At 42.9% G+C, this 21,958-nt stretch carries 7 protein-coding genes; 5 read left to right on the plus strand and 2 right to left on the minus strand.

Annotation, left to right across the window (positions count from 1 at the left end):
• The first annotated feature begins 99 nt into the window (after nt 1–99).
• Entirely contained in the window at nt 100–528 is a 429-nt protein-coding gene (locus tag NIES593_RS17300) for a transposase (protein WP_139253734.1), read from the plus strand.
• A 99-nt stretch (nt 529–627) separates the two neighbouring features.
• On the opposite strand, the gene NIES593_RS17305 is transcribed toward NIES593_RS17300, so the two are convergent.
• Nucleotides 628–1,950, minus strand: coding sequence for an MFS transporter (locus NIES593_RS17305; RefSeq protein ID WP_073600768.1), 1,323 nt, complete (start codon nt 1,948–1,950; stop codon nt 628–630).
• Between the two features lie 44 nt (nt 1,951–1,994).
• Nucleotides 1,995–2,981, minus strand: a complete 987-nt coding sequence (locus tag NIES593_RS17310) for an iron-siderophore ABC transporter substrate-binding protein (RefSeq protein ID WP_073600769.1) — start codon at nt 2,979–2,981, stop codon at nt 1,995–1,997.
• Between the two features lie 463 nt (nt 2,982–3,444).
• Between NIES593_RS17310 and NIES593_RS17315 the strand changes: the two genes are divergently transcribed.
• The 4 genes from NIES593_RS17315 to NIES593_RS17330 are packed head-to-tail and all read left to right on the plus strand — an operon-like array spanning nt 3,445 to nt 21,958.
• Nucleotides 3,445–10,203, plus strand: coding sequence for a non-ribosomal peptide synthetase (locus tag NIES593_RS17315; RefSeq protein WP_073600770.1), 6,759 nt, complete (start codon nt 3,445–3,447; stop codon nt 10,201–10,203).
• Entirely contained in the window at nt 10,203–14,789 is a 4,587-nt protein-coding gene (locus tag NIES593_RS17320) for a type I polyketide synthase (protein WP_073600771.1), read from the plus strand. The genes NIES593_RS17315 and NIES593_RS17320 overlap by 1 nt, the downstream gene beginning before the upstream one ends.
• Nucleotides 14,790–14,849: 60 nt before the next feature.
• Nucleotides 14,850–18,221 carry a non-ribosomal peptide synthetase gene (locus NIES593_RS17325; protein ID WP_139253735.1) on the plus strand — a complete coding sequence of 1,124 codons (3,372 nt, stop codon included), beginning with the start codon at nt 14,850–14,852 and terminating at the stop codon, nt 18,219–18,221.
• Entirely contained in the window at nt 18,221–21,958 is a 3,738-nt protein-coding gene (locus NIES593_RS17330; RefSeq protein ID WP_073600773.1) for a condensation domain-containing protein, read from the plus strand. The genes NIES593_RS17325 and NIES593_RS17330 overlap by 1 nt, the downstream gene beginning before the upstream one ends.

A 21,958-nucleotide genomic window follows, 5' to 3' on the forward strand; every position in this document is an offset into this window, starting at 1 on the left:
TTAACTCCGTTCAAAACCAGGCTTAGAGCGTGTTGCCAATTTTCGGACGAGTCTATTGCTAAGGGCAAAGTCCACAAAACTTATGAATTTGGTTGTAAAGTGGTAGTCACCACCACCCAAAAAAGTAACTGGATTGTGGGCATTGATGCCAAGCATGGTAATCCTTATGATGGAGCTACACTTGCCCCTGCACTAACTCAAGTAGAGCATTTGACCAATGTTCGAGTACAGCAGGCTATCGTAGATCGAGGATTTCGGGGGTCTTCACATCATCCTACTGATGTGGATGTTCTAGTCAATGGCAAACGTAAGCTTTCAGCCACACTCAAAAAATGGCTCAAACGTCGTAGTGCAATTGAACCCGTGATTGGACACAGCAAGCAAGACCACGGCATGGGGCGCAATTACTTACAAGGGACAATGGGCGATCGCATTAATGCACTGCTAGCCGGGTGTGGCTTTAATCTCCGAAAACTCTGCCGCTTTTTTTCTACGTCTTCATGTTTTCCTGTTCCTGTATCAACCTAACCCCTATTTTTTCAGGGACGACTAAGTATTTTCGCTTATTTTAGTGCCATTCGGTCTTAGAGCTATGACCGTTATACAGCAAGCTTTCTAGCTAGTTCGTCACCCCGTCAGGCGATCGCTATCGGGTATGATAGCTTCAACATCACGCAGCATATGGAAATTATAACCCCACAGTCCAACCAGCATCATCGACAAAGCGCACAGAACATACATTAACGATATGCCACTACCAGCATTAGTTCCAAATACTCCTCCTAAAATAGGTGCTAGGCTACCTCCTGGCATCATAGCTGGTTTAAACACGTGATCGCTCAAAGGGCCAGCAATTAAGTAAGCAACAGCAGAAACTAACTGTTCGAGCAGCGAACGAGCCGCAAAAACTCGTCCTTGAACGTTAGGCGCAACTTTTGCCAACCAAATCGCGGTTTCACAACTACCGCTGACAGGAAAATTAAGCGAGGAGCAGAATTGAGCGAGAATCCAAACCAAAGGCGATTGACCCAAGCCAAAAACAGTTTTACTCAAGCCAGCACCCACCATGCCGAATAATACTCCTCTAATGCGACGTTTGGGACCGCCCCAAGCGCTAGAAATTAACGCTCCCGTCACGCCTCCTAGTCCTGCGGCTGAGGCTAAACTGCCGAGCAAGACAGTATTATTTTCCGTATGCGACAAAATCATCGGCGCATAGAGTGCATCGCTGATGTCGTGGGGTAAAACAAACAATAATCCAATCAACAACAAAGCAAGTAAACCTTTACGTGCTTTTAGGTAGCGCAAGCCAAATCCTAGATCGTGCCAAATGTTGAGGCGATCTTGTATTGCTTCGCTAACTGAAGGTTTGGGAATGTTGACAAAAAGGATACTGCTAACTGCGATCGCAAAAGTGACTAGATCGATACACAAAATACCAGCCAAACCAATAACTGGGTACAAAAAGCCAGCTAAAGGCGGCGCAAGGATATTGGCTCCGTAACCCGACACAAATTCCATGCTGCTAGCACGAGTATACTGTTGTTTGGGAACCATCAGCGTTACTGATGCTGAGTAGGCAAGCCACTGAAACTGATTGAAAATCCCGACAACAACCCCAGATACATAGAAATGCCAAATTTGCAGGCGATCGCTTAACTGTAGCAAAAGAATAACAATTGTAGCGATTATAGCCACCGTATCGCCTATTATCATCAATAATTTGCGATCGCAACGATCTACGATAACGCCGCTTATGGGAGTAATAAAAATGCCTGGAAGTAAGGTAAAAAAATCTACTAATGCTAGAGTTGTCACTTGACCTGTAAACTGCCATGCCCAAATACTAATGGCAAATCCGCTCATGCTGCTGCCAAGATTCGATCCCATTTGACCGAGCCAGACGATAATGAAGTTACGCATACTGGTCGGAAGATTTGTTTGTGCCATTAAATAATGTCTCTAACTAAATAATTTGGGCGAAAACACAACTGCTACTCTCCATCTGGCAAGTATTTATACAAGTCATCAAGGATCGCATTGGCTGATAGCACGTTTCCAGAAATCCAGTAAGCCGAATCGACTCTATAGACGCGATTGTTCTTGACAACATCGAGTAATTGCCATAACTGGCTGTTTTGATATTGTTTAAACGATTCTTCAGAACCAGGATCTAGTGCGACAAACATGACATCGGCATCCAGCAAGTCTAGACGTTCTAAGCTGACAGTGACATACTGTTCGTTTGGGTTAGCAAGCCGGAGTTGCACTGCTGGTCTAGTTACACCAACATCTTCTAAAACGCTTCCAGAAAATGAGTATTTAGTTTGAAACTCTGTCGTTTGCCATCCTGCATAAAAGCGACTCACGCTGACTTCTGTTTTTTTTGGTTTCTGCGCTATGACTGACCGCAATGTTGCTACTCGCTTTTGATACTGGCGTAAAACAAGTTTTGCCTCTTCACTTTTGCCTAAGATCGTACCAACTTGTCGGAGATTGTCTTTCCAAGCTATAGGGCTATATGGCAGAGAAACTGTCGGAGCGATCTGTGACAGAATATGATAATCTTGTGCGTTAATGGAAAATCCTAGAATTAAATCTGGCTGTAACTGTACTATCTTTTCAAAATTCAGCAGGCTTTCTTTGCCTAGAGAAATTGGCTCCTTCAATTTGCTCGACCTGACTAAATAGCTTTGTATGTTGCCTACAGCATTAGATTCTGCTGCTGCTATGGGTTGAATCCCAAGCGCTACTACTGCATCTAAGATGGCTGCATCGGTGACAATCAAACGCTGAGGTTTAGTAGGGATACAGGTTTCTCCTAGTGAATGTCTAATTTTTTTGCACTCAGAGGTTGGTAACTGTATCTTGGGAAAATCGAGATCGTTCAAATTAAGGTTATAACAAGCCATGACTAGAAACAATATAAAGCTTGCCAAGAAAATTAGTTTGAACAAACGATGGAGAAGTTTGTTAATCACTCAATTGAGATTAGTTCGTCCAGTTGCATTTTAATTTTCACTTTCAATCGCACTAATACTACTAAAGGTACAACAAGCTTTTGCTAAGATTTGCCGAGTTGTTTAGCATTAAGTTTCTCCATTTGTCAGTAACTATTATCAACAATCCTGAGAATTTTTATCATGTTATGTCCAACTAGGTCAAGCGATCGCCCGAAAAAGCTTGCTCGCTTAACCTGCATCTTAAGCATCAAAGATAAGATTTAGAATTAAGTCGCTCAGTTATTGATAATATTTTTTTATCAATTAGAGGTTGCAAATGTCATCTGATTCTACTAGGCTATATGAGGTTAGTTGATAATAAATTTCAACAAGCAGGTGAAACTTAACAACGAAAGGTTGTGAAGGCGAAATAAAAAATTTAAGCGCTCGTTCGTGCGGGATCGTCAAAATTCTCTGTGCAAATTAAGGTTGTGAGAGTGTAATGGCAAAATTTGTTGATGAATTGGAAAAAGTTGTTAAAAACTGTTCGACGATTGTCGAGCTTGTGCGCTATAGATCCTTACATCAGCCGGAGTTAGAAGCTTTTACATTTCTCAAAGATGGAGAAAACGCGCAAAAGACACTAACTTATCAACAGTTAGATCGACGCAGTAGAGCGATCGCAGTGCGGTTACAAACGATGGGGATGAGTGGAGAACGCGCTTTGCTCCTTTATCCGCCAGGACTAGATTACATCGCTGCATTTTTTGGTTGCTTATACGCAGGAGTAATTGCCGTTCCTGCCTATCCCCCTCGCAACGAGCGCAATACGCCTAGGATCGAAGCAATAGCAACAGATTCCCGTGCGGCGATCGCACTAACAACCACAGGACTTTTGTCTACACTACAAACTTTACTACCCAAAAATTTACAGTGGCTGACTACCGACGATGTAGATTTTGGGAGCGAGGATTCTTGGGATAAAAACGCGATCGCAACAGATAGTCTCGCTTTTTTACAATACACTTCCGGTTCCACTGGTACGCCTAAAGGTGTCATGCTCAGTCATGGCAATTTGCTGCACAATGCTGCCACAACTTATCAACTCATGGGACATTCAGCCGCGAGTAAGTTTGTTTCGTGGTTGCCAATTTATCACGACATGGGTTTAATTGGCGGAATTTTGCAGCCTTTATATGGGGGATTTCCTTGCATCTTGATGTCTCCGGCATCCTTTTTACAGCGTCCCTATCGATGGTTGCAGGCTATTTCTAACTACAAGGGGACAACTAGCGGCGGCCCTAACTTTGCTTACGAACTGTGCGTCCAAAAAATTACACCCGAACAGAAATCTTCTCTCGATTTAAGTAGCTGGAGTGTTGCTTTTAACGGTGCCGAACCCGTTCGACACGAAACATTAGAGCGATTTGCAAAAGCTTTTGCCGAGTGTGGTTTTCGCAAAGAAGCTTTCTATCCCTGTTACGGGATGGCAGAAGCAACGCTAATGGTTTCTGGAGGCACTCAAACAGTTGTGCCGAAAGTGAAAACGCTTGAAAAATCTGCATTTTCACGAAATTTAGTTGTCGATTGTCTGGATGATGGCGGTCAAACATTAGTAAGTTGCGGTCAAACGATACCCCAACAGCAAATAGCCATCGTGCATCCCGAAAGCTTAAAGCGATGTCAACCGAATGAGATAGGGGAAATTTGGGTATCGGGAGCGAGTGTAGGTCAAGGTTACTGGGACACAAAAGAGGAAACCGAGCAAACTTTTCGCGCTTATATAGCAGACACGGGTGAGGGGCCTTTTTTACGCACGGGTGACTTAGGCTTTTTAGAGAATGGAGAGCTTTACATAACTGGTAGAGTCAAAGATTTAATCGTCATTCGCGGTCGCAATCTCTATCCACAAGACATTGAGTTAACGGCTCAAAGCAGCCATTCATCTTTAAGATTAGGGAGTGGTGCGGCGTTTTCAGTGGAGATTGATAATGAAGAAAAACTTGCGATCGCGCAAGAATTAGAATTTCGCGCTAAACCCAATCCAGAAGAGGTCATTGCAGCAATTCGTCAGGCAGTTTTTGAAAAACATGAAGTACAAGTTTATGCAGTAGTTTTAATTAAACCAGGCAGTATTCCTAAAACCTCTAGTGGTAAAATTCAGCGCCGTGCAACCCGCACTAAGTTTCTTGCAGGCGAATTAGATGTTATTGGCAGCAGTATTTTAGATCGCTTTGATGAAACACCGTCTCAATCTAAGCTGACTCGACAGGATTTGTTGGACAAACCAGAAAAGCGCCAGCAACTATTAGAAGCTTACCTACAACAACAGATAGCGCGAGTTTTAAAAATCAATTTATCGCAATTGAGTCTACACCAGTCATTAAATGCACTGGGAATAGATTCGATCGCAGCAGTCGAGTTAAAAAACAGCATCGAAAGCGATTTGGGAGTAGAGATATCTTTTGCACAGATCCTCGAAGGCACTAGCATTACAAGACTGACAGCACAGATAAGCGAACAACTCATCAAGGTCGATGCTACCCCTGTAACTGCCATACCTCGAATTGAAACAAACATAAACGAATATCTGCTTTCATTTGCTCAACAGCGTTTATGGTTTTTTGACCAGTTGGAGCCAGGGAACCCATTTTATAATATTTCTGCTGCTGTAAAATTAAGTGGTGGCGCGATCGACATTGCCATACTCGAACAAAGTCTCAAAGCCATTGTCCAGCGTCATGCTGCATTACGAACGACATTCATCGCCAAAGAAGGCAAACCGCTTCAGGTTATCTCCTCAGAGTTAACTTTCCCTCTCTCGATGGTAGATCTTAGAGAACTGTCAAAAACAGAACAGACAGCAGCAGTGCAGCAACTAATTAGCCAGGAGGCTCGTCAACCGTTCGATTTGAGCAAAGGGTTGTTATTACGATGTACGCTCCTACAACTCCATCAGACCGAGCAAATCTTGCTATTGACAATTCATCACATTGCTGCCGATGGTTGGTCTATGGGGGTCTTGCTACAAGAACTAACAGCATTTTATGATGCCTTCTTCCAAGGAGAGCGATCGCCACTTCCCGAACTACCAATCCAATACACAGATTATGCCCTATGGCAGCGACAGTGGTTGCAAGAAGAGGTGTTAAACGAGCGACTCGCTTATTGGAAGCAGCATTTAAGCCATCCGTTACCCGTACTGGATTTGCCTACAGATTATCCGCGTCCCCCCGTTCAAACGTTTAAAGGTGCAAAACAAGCATTCGAGCTATCTAAGTCCTTGACAGAAGAATTAAAAGCACTCTCGCGACGAGAGAATGTCACCTTGTTCATGATGCTGCTAGCGGCATTCAATTTACTGCTTTATCGCTACACCGGACAACAAGATATTTTGGTAGGTTCTCCCGTTGCCAATCGCGATCGCAAGGAATTAGAATCATTAATCGGGTGTTTTGTCAATACTGTAGTGCTGCGAACCGATCTAAGCGGCAATCCTACCTTTCAAGCGTTACTTGCTAGAGTGCGGAAGGTGGCATTAGAAGCATATACCTACCAGGAATTACCGTTCGATCGCCTGGTAGAAGAATTACAGATTGAAAGGGATTTGAGTCGCAATCCATTGATTCAAGTCTGGTTTGCACTACACAATACACCTATGCCACCTATGGAGATGTCGGGGTTGACTTTAACTCGTTTGAGTGTTGATAACCAGACTGCACAACTCGATTTGAGTCTCGATATGGAGGAAAGATCTCAAGGACTGGTTGGATGGATTGAGTACAGCACCGATTTGTTTGCTGATGAAACGATTGAGCGAGCGATCGCGCATTTTAAAACCTTACTGCAAAGTATTGTGGATCGCCCTACAGACAAGCTCTCTGACGTAACCATCTTAACCGAGTCAGAGCGGCAACAACTGTTAGTCGATTGGAATCATCGCGATCGCTATCCGCTTCAAACTCGCTGCTTGCATCATCTATTTGAAGATAGGGTAAAACAGACACCGGATCTTCCTGCTGTAGTTTGGGAAAATGAGCGGATAACGTATCAACAACTGGAACGCAAAGCTAATCAACTCGCGCATTACTTACAAAAACTTGGAGTTAAACCTGATGTTTTAGTAGGAGTTTGCTTGAATCGATCCCCAGAAATGCTGGTGGCGATTTTGGCAATTCTTAAAGCTGGCGGTGCATACGTTCCTTTAGATCCAACTTATCCTCAACAGCGTTTAGAATTCATTCTCGAAGATACTGAGGTGACAGTTGTATTGACTCACGCACAACTTACTTCAGTATTACCTATCGATAAGGTTGCCAAAATTGTTGATATGGATTCGGATTGGGATGCAATCGCGCCAGAAAGTCCTTTAACGCCTGTTAGTAATGTAGTACCGTCTAATCTTGCTTATATTCTCTACACTTCTGGATCTACAGGCACAAGCAAAGGTGTTTGTTGTCACCATCTAGGTGTGGTCAACCTTTTAAAAGATTTTGAGCGTAGACAACCTCTTGCGGTGGGAACTCGTTGTAGTTTGTGGACGAGTTTAAATTTTGATGTCTCTGTGTATGAAATCTTTTCCACTCTCTTAGCAGGAGGAACCCTATATATTGTCCCAGAAACAATACGCTCTGACGCTAAACAGTTTGTCGAATGGTTGAACGTTCATCAGATTCAAAGTGCCTACGTGCCACCGTTTCAGATCGAAACCCTATCAGAATGGATCGAACAAAATCCAAACAAACTAACATTACAAAGACTTCTAGTAGGCGTAGAACCCATTCCCGAACAACTGCTCGTCGCGATCGCGCAAAACATTCCTAATTTACAGATTATCAATGGTTATGGCCCTACGGAAGCAACCATTTGCTCTACTCTCTATGCTTTAGCTGCTAATAAATCCGAGGATAGAAAGACCCCTATTGGTCGTCCGGTGCAAAATACGGATATTTATTTGCTAGATAGTCATTTACAACCCGTACCCGTGGGGATACCTGGAGAAGTTTACTTAGGAGGAGTCGGACTGGCGCGAGGTTATTTCAATCGTCCCGATTTAACCGCAGAGGCGTTTATTCCGCATTTATTTAGCGATCGCGCTGGAGAAAGGTTGTATTATACAGGCGATCGCGCGCGTTATTTACCCGACGGCAATTTAGAATTTTTGGGGCGATCGGATTTTCAAGTCAAAATCCGTGGTTTTCGCGTCGAACTAGGAGAAATCGAGGCAACATTAAGACGACACCCTTTAGTACGAGATGCTGTTGTCATTGCACGAGAAGACGAGGAGAGTGATAAGCGGATAGTTGCCTATGTAGTACCAGTCGATTGTTACAAAAATCGAAGTGTTCGATCCCCCCTAGCCCCCCCCATCCCTCCGCCTTCGGCACCTCCCTTAAAAAAGGAGGTAGGGGAAAATGACGAAAAAGTCCCCCTTTTCAAGGGGGATTTAGGGGGATCGAGAAGGCTAAAACTTATAACTAGCAACATAAATGAAATAGTATCAGAGCAAATTTCTGATGCTAATGAAAGGACATCAGACATCCAATATGTGTCTCAGTTACAAACAGTTTACGACCAGTTTTATAGTTGGGAATTTTCTCAATCCGATCCATCGATCAACCTGAGAGTGTGGAAAAGCAGTTACACCGAACAACCGTTACCAGAAGCAGAAATTCTCGAATGCGTGAATAATACTGTCAGTCGAATTCTAGCTTTACATCCGCAACGAGTGTTAGAAATTGGATGCGGTACGGGTTTGCTGTTATCGAGAATTGCCCCTCAGTGCCATCATTATTGCGGGATAGATATTTCAGAAGTGGCACTAAACTATCTCCAGCAGCACTTATCGATGCGCCAACCAGAGTTATCGTCGAAGGTAAAACTGTTACAGGGAATGGCGCACGACCTCAACAAAGTAACAGCACAAGAAATTGACACGATTATCCTTAATGAAATCGTTCAGAACTTTCCTAGCATTGATTATTTAGTTAATGTTTTAGAACAAGCGGTTAAAGTTATTAAACCCAATGGTTGCATTTTTATTGGCGGTGTCCGCAGTCTGCCACTGCTAGAGATGTTTCACGCCTCCGTGCAACTGTATCGCGCATCCGAAAGTCTCAAACGAGAACAGTTACAGCAACGAATACAAGAGCATTTAGAAGCAGATAATGAGTTGGTTATCGATCCTGCCTTTTTTACTGCTTTAAAACAACATTTACCAGAAATCGATCGCGTACAGATTCAACTTAAAGGAGGTCGCGATCGCAACGAATTAACACGCTTTAAATACGATGTTATTCTTTATGTTAATTCAAATATACAAATACTCGAAAATCCGTCTTGGTTGGAATGGCAGCAAGAAAAACTAATTGTTTCATCGATACGTCAGTTGCTAACCGATACAAAACCTGAAGTAATTGGATTACGAAGAGTTCCTAACGCTCGTCTTGCTAAGGAAATTCAACTACTACAATGGCTGAAAACTCGTAATTGTGCAGAAACTATTGGAGAATTTCGAGAAATCCTGCAAAACGAGCCAGAAACAGGCATAGATCCCGAAGACTTCTGGACATTAGGCGACGAACTATCTTATGCAGTTGAGATTAGCTGGTCGGATTCTGGTACTGATGGCAGCTATGATGTAGTGTTGAGTCGGGAAGCGCAAAATACTTTCTCAATCCAAAATCCAAAATCTAAAATCCAAAATCCTATTAGCCTTCGTCCTTGGCACGAATATAGCAATAAGCGACCCCAAGAAACCCAAACAATCATTCCTCAACTGCGAAGTTTTCTGCAAGAAAAACTGCCTGAATACGCGATGCCTGCTGCTTTTGTCATGCTCGATCGCTTGCCCATGCTACCTAATGGTAAAGTCGAGCGGCGATCGCTTCCACCGCCGATGAGTTCTCGTGCGGAGTTGGGAATCGCCTACATAGCCCCGCAAACTCAAATCGAGCAAACACTCGCTAGTGTCTGGCAAGCGGTCTTACAGGTCGATAAAGTTGGCATTCACGACAATTTCTTTGACCTTGGTGGCAATTCATTGCTCATTGTAGAGACGCATAATAAATTACAAGCCATTTTAGGAAGAGAGTTATCAGTTGTCGAACTGTTTCAATATCCGACGATTGCTGCACTATCAAAACATTTAAGTGACACGCAACCGAACCAAGCGACTGACGAACCGATCCAGAATCGAGTCCAAAAACGCAAACAAGCATTGACTCAACACAAACAACTGATGAAGAGAAGGGAAAATTGATGAGTGAATTAGACATTTCCAATTCTGTAGCCATTATTGGTATGGCGGGTCGTTTTCCTGGTGCTAAAAATCTGGATGAGTTTTGGCTCAATCTCTGCAATGGCGTGGAGTCAACGACTTTTTTCAGCGATGAGGAACTGCAAGCAACGGGGATAGATCCATCGCTGTTAAATGACCCCAATTACATTAAAGCTGGGGCGATTTTAGAGGATATAGATCGGTTTGATGCGGCGTTTTTCGGCTTTAATCCCAGAGAAGCAGCAATTATCGACCCCCAACATCGCCTTTTTTTAGAATGTGCTTGGGAAGCTTTAGAAGCGGCGGGATATAACTCTCAAACTTATGCAGGTCGAATCGGAACTTATGCGGGTGTCGGTTGGAATAGCTATTTAACATCGAATTTGGCATCTAACCCCGAACTGCTGCAACCTTCAGCAGAAGGCTATCAAACGCTGATCGGCAATGAAAAAGATTATTTAACAACGCGCGTTTCTTATCAACTCAATCTCACTGGGCCGAGTATCAACATTCAAACTGCCTGTTCGACTTCTTTAGTGGCAGTATGTATGGCTTGTCAAAGTTTACAAACTTACCAGTGCGACATGGCACTAGCTGGCGGTGTTACTCTTTCTGTGCCTCACAAAGCTGGATATTTTTATCAACAAGGAGGTATTTTATCTCCCGACTCGCGGTGTCGCGCCTTCGATGCCAAAGCGCAGGGAACTTTTCCTGGCAATGGCGTGGGGATCGTGGTTTTGAAGCGATTAGAAGATGCGATCGCGGATAACGATTGCATCCATGCAGTGATTAGAAGTTCGGCGATGAATAACGACGGTGCATTAAAAGTGGGTTATACAGCGCCGAGTGTCGATGGACAAGCAGAAGTCATTGCTGAGGCGATCGCTTTAGCAGATCTCGACCCAGAAACTATAGCTTACATCGAAACTCATGGAACGGGAACCGCGCTAGGAGATCCCATCGAAATTGCGGCACTGACTAAGGCTTTTCGTGCTAAAACTCAGAAAAAAGGATTTTGTGCAATCGGGTCTGTGAAGACAAATATCGGACATCTTGATACAGCAGCAGGTGTTGCTAGTTTAATTAAAACCGTTCTAGCATTAAAACACAAAAAAATACCACCTAGTTTGCATTTCGAGCAACCTAACCCTCAAATCGATTTTGCTAACAGTCCTTTTTTCGTCAATACTAAGCTATGTGAATGGGAAAGTAATGGCACTTCTCGCCGCGCTGGTGTTAGTTCTTTTGGAATTGGGGGTACGAATGCTCATGTCATTTTGGAAGAATTTCACGCAGAGGCGCAGAGACGCAGAGGGCAGAGAGAGGAAGGAGGGACAAGGGGACAAGGGGACAAGGGGACAAGGAGACAAGGAGAATTAATCCAAAATCTAACTTGGCAGCTATTAGTGCTTTCTGCGAAGACTGAATCGGCGTTGGAGACGGCTACAGATAATTTAGCTCGACATTTGGATAAGCATTCGGAGTTGAATTTAGCAGATGTGGCTTATACGCTTCAAGTGGGACGAAGAGAGTTTAATTACCGTCGCATTGCGATCGCTCTTGACATCGAAGATACAATCGATATCTTAACATCGCGAGATCCTCAAAAAGTGTTTACTCGCTTTCAGGAACCAGGAGATCGCGCGATCGCGTTTCTCTTCCCCGGTCAAGGCGCTCAGTATGTCAATATGGGGAGAGAACTGTATCACACTGAGTCAGTTTTTCGAGAGTGGATCGATCGCAGTGCGAAATTGCTCGAATCGTATTTAAAATTAGATTTGCGATCGCTTCTTTTCCCAAGCGAGTCTGAAGTAGAAGCAGCAGAGAAACTAAAACAAACAGAATTTGCTCAACCAGCGCTGTTTGCGATCGAGTATGCTTTAGCTCAATTATGGATCTCTTGGGGCATTATTCCTGGGGCTGCGATCGGACATAGCATTGGAGAATATGTTGCTGCTTGCTTGTCTGGTGTCATGTCGTTTGAAGACGCTTTGATGTTAGTAGCTAAACGCGGACGACTGATGCAACAAATGCCGACAGGGGCAATGTTAGCTGTTTTTTTACCCGAAGCTGAGGTAAAAACCTTACTCAATGAAAATGTATCGTTAGCTGCTAGTAATGCGCCGAATTTGTGCGTTGTTTCGGGGACTGAAAAAGCAATAGAAACGCTTATCGAACAATTGGCAGCAAAAGGAATAGAATGTCGTCGCCTTCATACTTCCCATGCGTTTCATTCTCAGATGATGGAACCTGTTAGAGAAGCTTTTTTGGAAGAGGTGAAGAAAGTAAAACTAAATCCTCCGACTATTCCTTTTATTTCTAATGTAACGGGAACTTGGATTACATCAACACAAGCGACAGATGCAAATTACTGGGCGAAACACTTACGCCAAACTGTGAAATTTGCAGGGGGGATTTCTCAATTACTGCAACCAGATCGAATATTAATTGAAGTGGGGCCGGGACGTACTTTATCTTCTTTGGTTAAACAGCAAAATCCCACTCAAGAAGTCTTTTCTTCCTTGCGCCATCCCAAGCAACAAGATTCGGATGTAACGTTCTTACTCAAGAGTTTAGGGCAACTTTGGTTGTCTGGAGTTGCTGTTAATTGGGAGGGTTTTCATGCTGGCAAACAACGGGGGCGAGTGCCTTTACCAACTTATCCTTTTGAACGTCAGCGTTATTGGATCGAACCTCAAACAACCGTCCGAAAACTCGCTAAAAAATCAAATATTAATGACTGGTTTTATGTTCCTTCTTGGAAACAAGTTCCACTGATAAAAACAAAAGAGATTCCTTCTGGTTGTTATCTCGTTTTTGTTGATGAATGCGGCATCGGTTCTCAACTCGTTCGACAATTGCAGTTAGCAGGACAAGACGCGATAGCAATTTCAACAGGAGAAAATTTTGAGCAACGCGATCGCAACAATTACACTATTAATCCTACTAATCCTAATGACTATTTTGCCTTAATTCAATTCATTACAGAACAAGGCAATATTCCCAATCAGATTATTTATTTATGGAGTGTTACTCAGTCGTTAGAAACTAATCAAACTCTCGGTTTTGATAGCCTACTCTATTTGGCACAAGCATTAGAAAAACAAAACAATCCCATTCAACTTGTCGTTATTGCTAACCATCTTTATCAAATTATCGGCAATGAATTATTATCTCCCCAAAAAGCAACTATTTTGGGCGCTTGTAAAGTTATTCCTCAAGACTGCTCGAACATCAATTGTTGTTTAATCGATGTAGAAATTGATGCGTCAGAAAAAGATAAACTAATAAAGCAATTGATAGCAGAAATTAAAGTTACTTCAGAAAATGCGATCGCGGCTTACAGAAACAATCGTCGTTGGGTACAAATATTTGAACCTATTTCTTTAGAAAAAAATACTCAAGAGCCAACTTTATTACGACAAGAAGGAGTTTATTTAATTACAGGCGGTTTGGGAGAAATAGCCTTAGTATTAGCTGAATATCTTGCTCGGACAGTACAAGCTAAATTAATTTTAGTTGGACGTTCTCAATTACCTAAAAAAGAAGCGTGGGAGGAATGGCTAGCAACTCATCCACCTCAAGATATTACTAGTAAAAAAATTGGAAAATTACAGGCGCTAGAAAAACTCGGTTCTCAGGTATTAATCTTGTCTGCCGATGTTACTAATTATGACCAAATGCAACAGGCGATCGCGACAGCAATCAAACAATTTGCTACAATTAATGGAGTCATTCATGCTGCGGGAATTGCTGGCGGTGGAGCGATACAATTAAAAATATTAGAAGCGGCTGAAAAAGTCCTAGCACCTAAAGTAGAAGGAACATTAATACTCGATGAATTACTCAAAGATATTAATCTTGATTTCTGGGTACTTTGTTCGTCACTAAGTTCGATACTAGGGGAATTCGGACAAGTCGATTATTGTGGTGCAAATGCTTTTTTAGATGCGTTTAGTCACTACAAAGCGTCTCAAAATAGCTATCCGACAGTAGCAATTAACTGGGATACTTGGCAAGAAGTTGGGATGGCGGTTAATGCTAACATTCCAAATGCTTTTAAACAGCAACGAGAAGAAATACTTAAACAAGGAATAACACCCACTGAAGGCATAGATATTTTTAGTCGCATTCTTCAAAGTGGTTTATCTCAAGTTATTGTTTCGACGAGAGATTTACCGGAAGTTATTGAGCAACAAAAGAATTTTTCTATTGCCTCACCAGCAATTCCTGATTTATCTATAACTCATTCCTCAATCTCAATACAAAATTTTGATAATGAGGTCGAACAAACAATTTCTTATCTCTGGCAACAATTTTTTGGTCTTGAAAAGATCGGCATTCATGATGATTTTTTTGATTTGGGAGGACATTCTTTACTTGCCGTTCAGATCGCTTCTAAATTACGAGAAATATTTCAAATAGAATTATCTGTAAAAGAACTAATGTTTGAGGCGACGACTGTAGGCAAATTAGCCGTGTTGGTAGTCGATAAAAAAGATAGGCAAAAGGATATTGATGAAATAGAGAAGATTTTAGAAGAAGTAGAAACCAATTATTCTAATTAATAAATTGAACAGGCGAGCAAGATGCTCGCACTACCAAAATACTTATTAATTTTATTAACTATGAAAGATTTAACTCAACGAATTGCAGCGCTTTCGCCAGAACAGCGAATCTTATTTGAGGAGCGGCTAAAACAAAAAGGTTTAAATTCACCCAAAAACTTAACAATTTATCAAAGAGAAAAAGCCAATTATGTGCCTTTGTCTTTTGCTCAAGAACGCCTATGGTTCTTAAACCAATTAGAATCTAATATTCCTATTTACAATATTGTCGTTCCCGTATTCCTTAAAGGAAAACTAAATGTAAAAGCACTAGAAGATAGCATTAAAGAGATCGTCAAACGTCACGAAACTTTGCGAACAAATTTCACCACAATAGAAGGTCAACCAGTTCAAGTTATTTCTGACGAACCTAAATTTGTATTATTGCAGCAAAATGTACCCAAAAGCGATCGCGCCATACAAGAATTAATAACTCAAGAACAAAAACATTCATTCGATCTGACGCAAGAATCTTTACTGAGAATCACTCTCGTAACATTAAACGAGACAGAATACCTGATGCTGTTGACGACTCACCATATTATCGCCGATGCTTGGTCGCGAGGCGTTTTATTTCGGGAACTAGCAGCACTTTACTCCGCCTTTTGTACGGGAAAACCTTCGCCTTTGCTAGAACTTCCCATCCAGTATGCAGATTATGCCCTTTGGCAGCGAGATTGGTTACAAGGAGAGGTATTAGAGAAGCAACTCAACTACTGGCAACAGCAACTCCGAGGCGAACTTCCTTTATTAAATTTACCTACAGATCGCTCGCGATCGCCAGATCGATCTTATCAAGGTGCGAGTGCGTCTTTAACTTTACCTCACGCATTCACCCAGGCATTAAAAGACTTCAGTCGTCGCGAAGGAGTTACTTTATTTGTAACGCTTTTAGCTGCATTTAATGTACTGTTGCATCGCTACACCGAACAAGAAGATATTTTAATCGGATCTCCCATCGCTAACCGCAACCAAGCTGAGGTTGAAAATCTGATTGGGTTTCTGGTCAATACTTTGATATTGCGCGGTGATTTGTCAGGAAATCCGACTTTTCGGGAATTTTTGGGACGAATGCGGGAAGTCGTGTTAGGCGCGATCGCACATCAAGATTTACCTTTCGAGAAGCTATTAGAAACCCTACAGCCTAATCGTAGTGTAAGCGATCGCTCCCCATTTCAAGTTATGTTTTCCCTCCAAAACGTTCCAGAAGCAGCTTTAGCAATGCCGGATCTAACATTAAATCTTTTAGAGGTTGAAAACCAAACAGCATTTTTTGATTTAGTGTTTTCTTGGCAAGAAACAAATGGTCAACTGACTGGGACGCTAGAATACAACACCGATCTATTCGATGCAGCTACAATCGAGCGAATGCTGGGACATTATCAAACATTGCTAGAAAGCATTCTCGCTAACAGTAATTGTGTGATTTCATCCTTGCCAATGCTGACTGAGCTAGAACGCGATACACTGAAAGAATGGCATCAACTCGGCAGCGAATATCCTCAAGATACTTGTTTGCATCAGTTATTTGAGGAGTGGGTAGAGAAGACACCAGATGCGATCGCGATCGAATTTGAAGATCGACAATTAACTTATCGACAACTCAACCAAAAAGCGAATCAAATCGCTCATTATCTAAATTCTCAAGGCATCAAACCGGAAGACAAAATCGGTTTGTGTGTGGATCGCTCTCTAGAAATGGTAGCTGGTATTCTAGGAATTCTTAAAGCAGGCGGTGCATACGTTCCTCTGGATACAACTCAACCTCAAGAACGGTTGAATTTTATATTAGAAGATGCTCAAGTTGTCTTGGTACTGACTCAAAAGCATTTATTAGAGAGATTTACCCAAACGCGAGTACAACTCATCGCATTAGAGGAAATCTCATCTACACAAGAAGATAGTCCAAACCTAGAAGTTACCCCTGACAACTTAGCCTACATCATTTACACGTCGGGTTCCACGGGTCAGCCTAAAGGCGTTTTGTGTACTCACCACAATGTCATTCGCCTCTTTCGCGCTACTCAATCTTGGTTCAACTTTAGCCAACACGATGTTTGGACGCTTTTTCATTCCATTGCCTTTGATTTCTCGGTGTGGGAAATGTGGGGAGCATTACTTTATGGAGGACGTTTAATCGTCGTTCCTTACTGGGTTAGTCGTTCTCCCGAAGCTTTTTATGAATTGTTAGCGCAAGAAGAGGTGACAGTCCTCAATCAGACTCCCTCTGCCTTTCGCCAACTGATACGAGTCGAAGACTCTCCCGAACGAGTTAAAATTTTAAAACTGCGCTTTGTTATTTTTGGTGGAGAAGCATTAGAACTGCAAAGCTTGAAACCGTGGTGCGATCGCCACTCAGATCGATCCCCGCAGTTGGTTAATATGTATGGAATTACGGAAACTACCGTCCATGTAACCTATCGATCGCTATCGATTGAAGATATAGAAAAAAACACTGGAAGCGCGATCGGTCGTCCGATTCCCGATTTACAAGTCTATTTACTCGATAAAGCTCAACAACTCGTCCCTATCGGCATTCCAGGCGAAATCTACATCGGCGGTGCGGGGTTGGCGAGAGGTTATTTAAACAGACCGGAGTTAACACGAGAAAAGTTCATTACCAATCCATTTAGTAACGCTCCAGAAGCGCGTCTTTATCGTTCCGGAGACATGGCGCGTTACTTGCCTAATGGAGAGTTAGAATACTTAGGGCGCATCGACCAACAAGTTAAAATACGGGGTTTTCGCATCGAATTAGGGGAAATTGAAGCAGTATTAGCAGGATATCCTGATGTTGCTGAGGTCGTAGTGTTGGCGAGAGAAGAAGTTTCTGGAGATAAACGTTTAGTTGCTTATGTAGTGCCGCGTCTGGGAAATAACGACTCCATGACAACCAATTTACGCCAATGGTTGCAAAATAAATTGCCAGATTACGCGATTCCATCGTCTTTCGTCTTGCTGGACGCGCTACCCCTAACAGCTAATGGAAAAGTTGATCGCCAAGCATTACCCGCCTTAGAGCCAACTAGACCCCATCTAGAAGCCATTTATATCGCTCCTCGCACTCCCATCGAGAAAGCACTCTCAGAAATTTGGTCTGAACTTCTCAACCTCGATCGCATTGGCATCCACGACAACTTTTTTGAACTGGGAGGACATTCACTCTTAGCAACTCGACTACTATCTCGCATTCGCAGCTACTTCGAGGTAGAGCTACCCCTAAAATCGATCTTTACTGTGGGATTTACTATCGCTGAGTTAGCGAAAGTTATCAGACAGTACCAACTTGAAGGGCAAGATGATGAAGAAATTGCCTCTTTTTTAGAAGAATTAGGCGAACTATCGGACGAGGAAGCGCTGATAGCGGTTAATCGAGTTTCAGGAGAAAGTTAATGGCAAACATACTCTTAACAACGCATTGGTCGCATGGGGAAGTGTATCCGTTTATTAAAATCGGCACTGCACTAAAAGCGCGAGGTCACAAGGTTACTTTAATAACTAATTGCTCTTTCCAAGATGCCGTCGCGCAAGCTGGTTTAGATTTTATCGCTCTAGATACTCCTGATGAGTTTGAACGATTTACTAGTGACGGACATTTGTTTAATAGTCCGCAAGGTTTTTTGACGATTTATCAGCGATATGTTTTGCCCAAAGTTATCTCAGAATATCGTTTAATTGCCGAGCGATCGCACCTACAAGATACAGTTATAGTAGCGCGATCGACCCCAGGTATTGCTGCTCGTTTTGCCGCCCAAAAGCTCAATATTCCCTTAGTGACAGTGATGTCTTCGCCGAGCCATCTTTCTACCATGTCATTAGTTGAGGAATTAATTGAATCGGTATTAAGCGACGAAATCAATCGAATTGGCGCAAAAATCGGCTTATCACCGATAACCGATTGGAAAGAGTGGCTGAGAAATTCTCCTGAAAAAACGATAGGACTGTGGCCCGATTGGTTTGTTCCTCCTAACGAGCGATCGCCAGAAGTGTTACAACCTGGTTTTATTTGGCACGATGAAACCACTACTAACATTCCTCAATTCTTAGATCGAGAACAATCTCCCATTCTCATTACAGGGGGTACAACTGCACTTGCAGGAGAGCAATTTTTTGCTGTCAGTGTAGAAGCTTGTCGTCTTTTAGATCGTTCGGGTTTGGTGGTGACAAAACATAAACACTTAGTACCAAAAAACCTTCCCAATAAGGTTAAGTGGGTCGAATATTTACCGTCGCTGGCAAACTGCTTGCCAAACATAGGGGCAATTATCCATCACGGCGGACTGGTGACTAGCGGACAGGCGTTAGTTGCTGGCGTACCGCAATTAGTGTTAGGAATCGGTGCCGATCGCCTTTATACGGGTTCTTGCTTGAATTATCTGGGAGTTGGCGAGTGTTTTGCACAACCGCAATGGAAACCAGACGCGATCGCGCAGAGTTTACAACAAATGCTCGATCCTGCTGTTATAAAACGCTGTCAAGAATTGGCAGGTAGATTTGTAGGGATCGATCCGGTGACTGAGGTTTGTCAGGCGATCGAGGCAGTTGTTTCTAATGTTATGTTGTATTCAAAAGGGTTGTTTGATTCTCACGCAGAGGCGCAGAGGCGCAGAGAGAGTGCTAAAAGTCAAGAAAAAAACAGCGAGTTACAAGCGCTAATCGACCAACTCTCGCCAGAGAAGTTAGCATTGCTTGAGTTGAAGCTGATGAATAAGGATAAAGATGTTGTCAAAAAGCAGACAATTCCTCGCCTTCCTCGCCAAGCTGGTGTTAACTATTTTCCCCTTTCTTTTGCTCAAGAACGACTTTGGTTTATCGACCAACTAGAACCGGGCAACCCTACTTACAATATTTTTGGTGTGGTTCGATTGTCTGGGACGCTTAATGTATCGGCGTTAGAACGAGCATTTAACGCGATCGTACAGCGTCATGAAAGCTTGCGCACCACGTTTGCGGTAGTGGACGATCGCCCCGTACAAGCGATCGCGCCGACTCTAACGTTCAACTTGCCTGTTATCGAACTGCAAAAGCGCGATCGCCAGCAGCTAATTACCGCAGAACAAGAACGCCCATTCGATCTGAGCAAAGAATCGCTATTGCGGGTAACGCTGCTCAAAATCGAAGAAACCGAGCATCTGATGCTTTTTTCAATGCACCACATCATTGCTGATGGTTGGTCGATGGGGGTTTTAATTCGAGAGTTAACGACTTTCTACGAAGCTTTTTGTACGGGAAAAACCGCAACCTTACCCCAACTCCCGATTCAATATGGCGACTTCGCCGTTTGGCAAAGGCAATGGTTGCAAGGAGAAGTTTTAGAATCCCAGCTTTCTTACTGGAAGCAACAACTTAAAGGCAGTCTTCCCAGGTTGAATTTACCAATCTCTTGTCCTCGCCCCCAAGTTCCGAGTTTTCGAGGCGCAGACTATTCTTTTACATTGGGAGCAAATCTTTCTCAAGCGCTACAAAATCTTTCGCACCAAGAAAATGTCACGTTGTTTATGACATTGCTAGCAGCATTTCAAACACTGCTGCACCGCTATACCAAACAGGACGATATCATCGTTGGAACCGATGTTGCTAACCGCAACCGCACTGAAACTGAAGGATTAATTGGTTTCTTTATCAATTTGCTAGTTTTGCGTACTGATTTGTCGGGCAATCCCAGTTTTAGAGAATTACTAAATCGCGTGCGCGAGGTTGCTTTGGGTGCATACGCCCATCAAGATTTACCCTTCGCCAAGCTGGTAGAAGAATTGCAACCGGAACGAAAATTACAACCTACGCCATTATTCCAAGTTCTTTTCGTCATGCAGAATGCGCCAATGCCAGCGCGATCGCTTTTGGGACTTACGATACAAAACGTAGCGATTCCCTCCTATACGACGAAATTCGATCTCGCCCTATTCATGGAAGAAACCGATGGGGGAATAGTCGGTACTTGGAACTACAGTACAGATTTGTTTGATGCTAGCGCGATCGCTCGCATGACGACTCACTTCGAGACGTTACTCGAAAGCATCGTCACTCATCCCGATGCGCGAATAAATGATTTAGAAATACTACCCCTAGCAGAAAGACAACAACAAGCAATGCAACAAAAAGAGCAAAAAGCTTTTAAGCGTGCCAAGTTCGTTAACATTGCTCCCAAAGCGATTAGTCTCTCGTCGGGACAGTTAGTTAATTTAGATTATCTCCAACCAGGACAGACTTTCCCATTAGTTATTCAACCAAGGGTTAGTGAGATTGACGCGATCGCGTGGGCGAAAAACAATCGAGAATTGATTGAGACACAACTGTTAAAACACGGAGCAATTCTATTTCGAGATTTTCCACTAGATTCTATCCCTGATTTTGAACAATTCGCTCAAGCAATTTGTCCTGAATTATTCGGCGAATACGGCGATTTACCGCGCGAAAGAATAGGAGGAAAAGTTTATGGTTCGACTCCTTATCCACCCGACAAAGCTATCCTATTCCACAACGAAAGCTCGCATTTACATCGTTTTCCATTAAAGATTTGGTTTTTCTGCGTTCAACCAGCAGCTAAAGGCGGCGAGACTCCGATTGTAGACTGTCGTAAACTCTATCACCTCCTCGATCCTAACCTGCGCGAAAAGTTCCTCGCCAAGCAATTACTATACGTTCGCAACTACACTGAAGGATTAGATGTAAGCTGGCAAGAGTTTTTCCATACCCAGGATAAAACAGAAGTAGAAGACTATTGCCGTCAAGCTGCGATCGCGTGTGAATGGCTTCCTGATGGCGGTTTGAGAACTCGCAAACTCAGTCGGGCGATCGCAAAACATCCCAAAACCAATGAATTAGTATTTTTCAATCAGTTACAGTTACACCACATATCCTGTTTGGATTTGGAAGTTAGAGAATCGCTGCTATCTTTGTTTGGCGAGGATAAATTACCGCGCAATGTTTACTACGGCGATGGTTCCACTATTGAGGATTCGGTTATGACTCAAATTCAAGCTATTTATCAACAAGCAACAGTTAGTTTTCCTTGGCAAAAAGACGATATTTTGATGCTTGATAATATGCTAGCGGCTCACGGGCGCAATCCCTATATCGAACCCCGCAAAATTGTCGTTGCAATGGGTGAAATGGTTACTGTTAACTAA

This window comes from Hydrococcus rivularis NIES-593 (assembly GCF_001904635.1).
Taxonomy (GTDB): domain Bacteria; phylum Cyanobacteriota; class Cyanobacteriia; order Cyanobacteriales; family Microcystaceae; genus Hydrococcus; species Hydrococcus rivularis.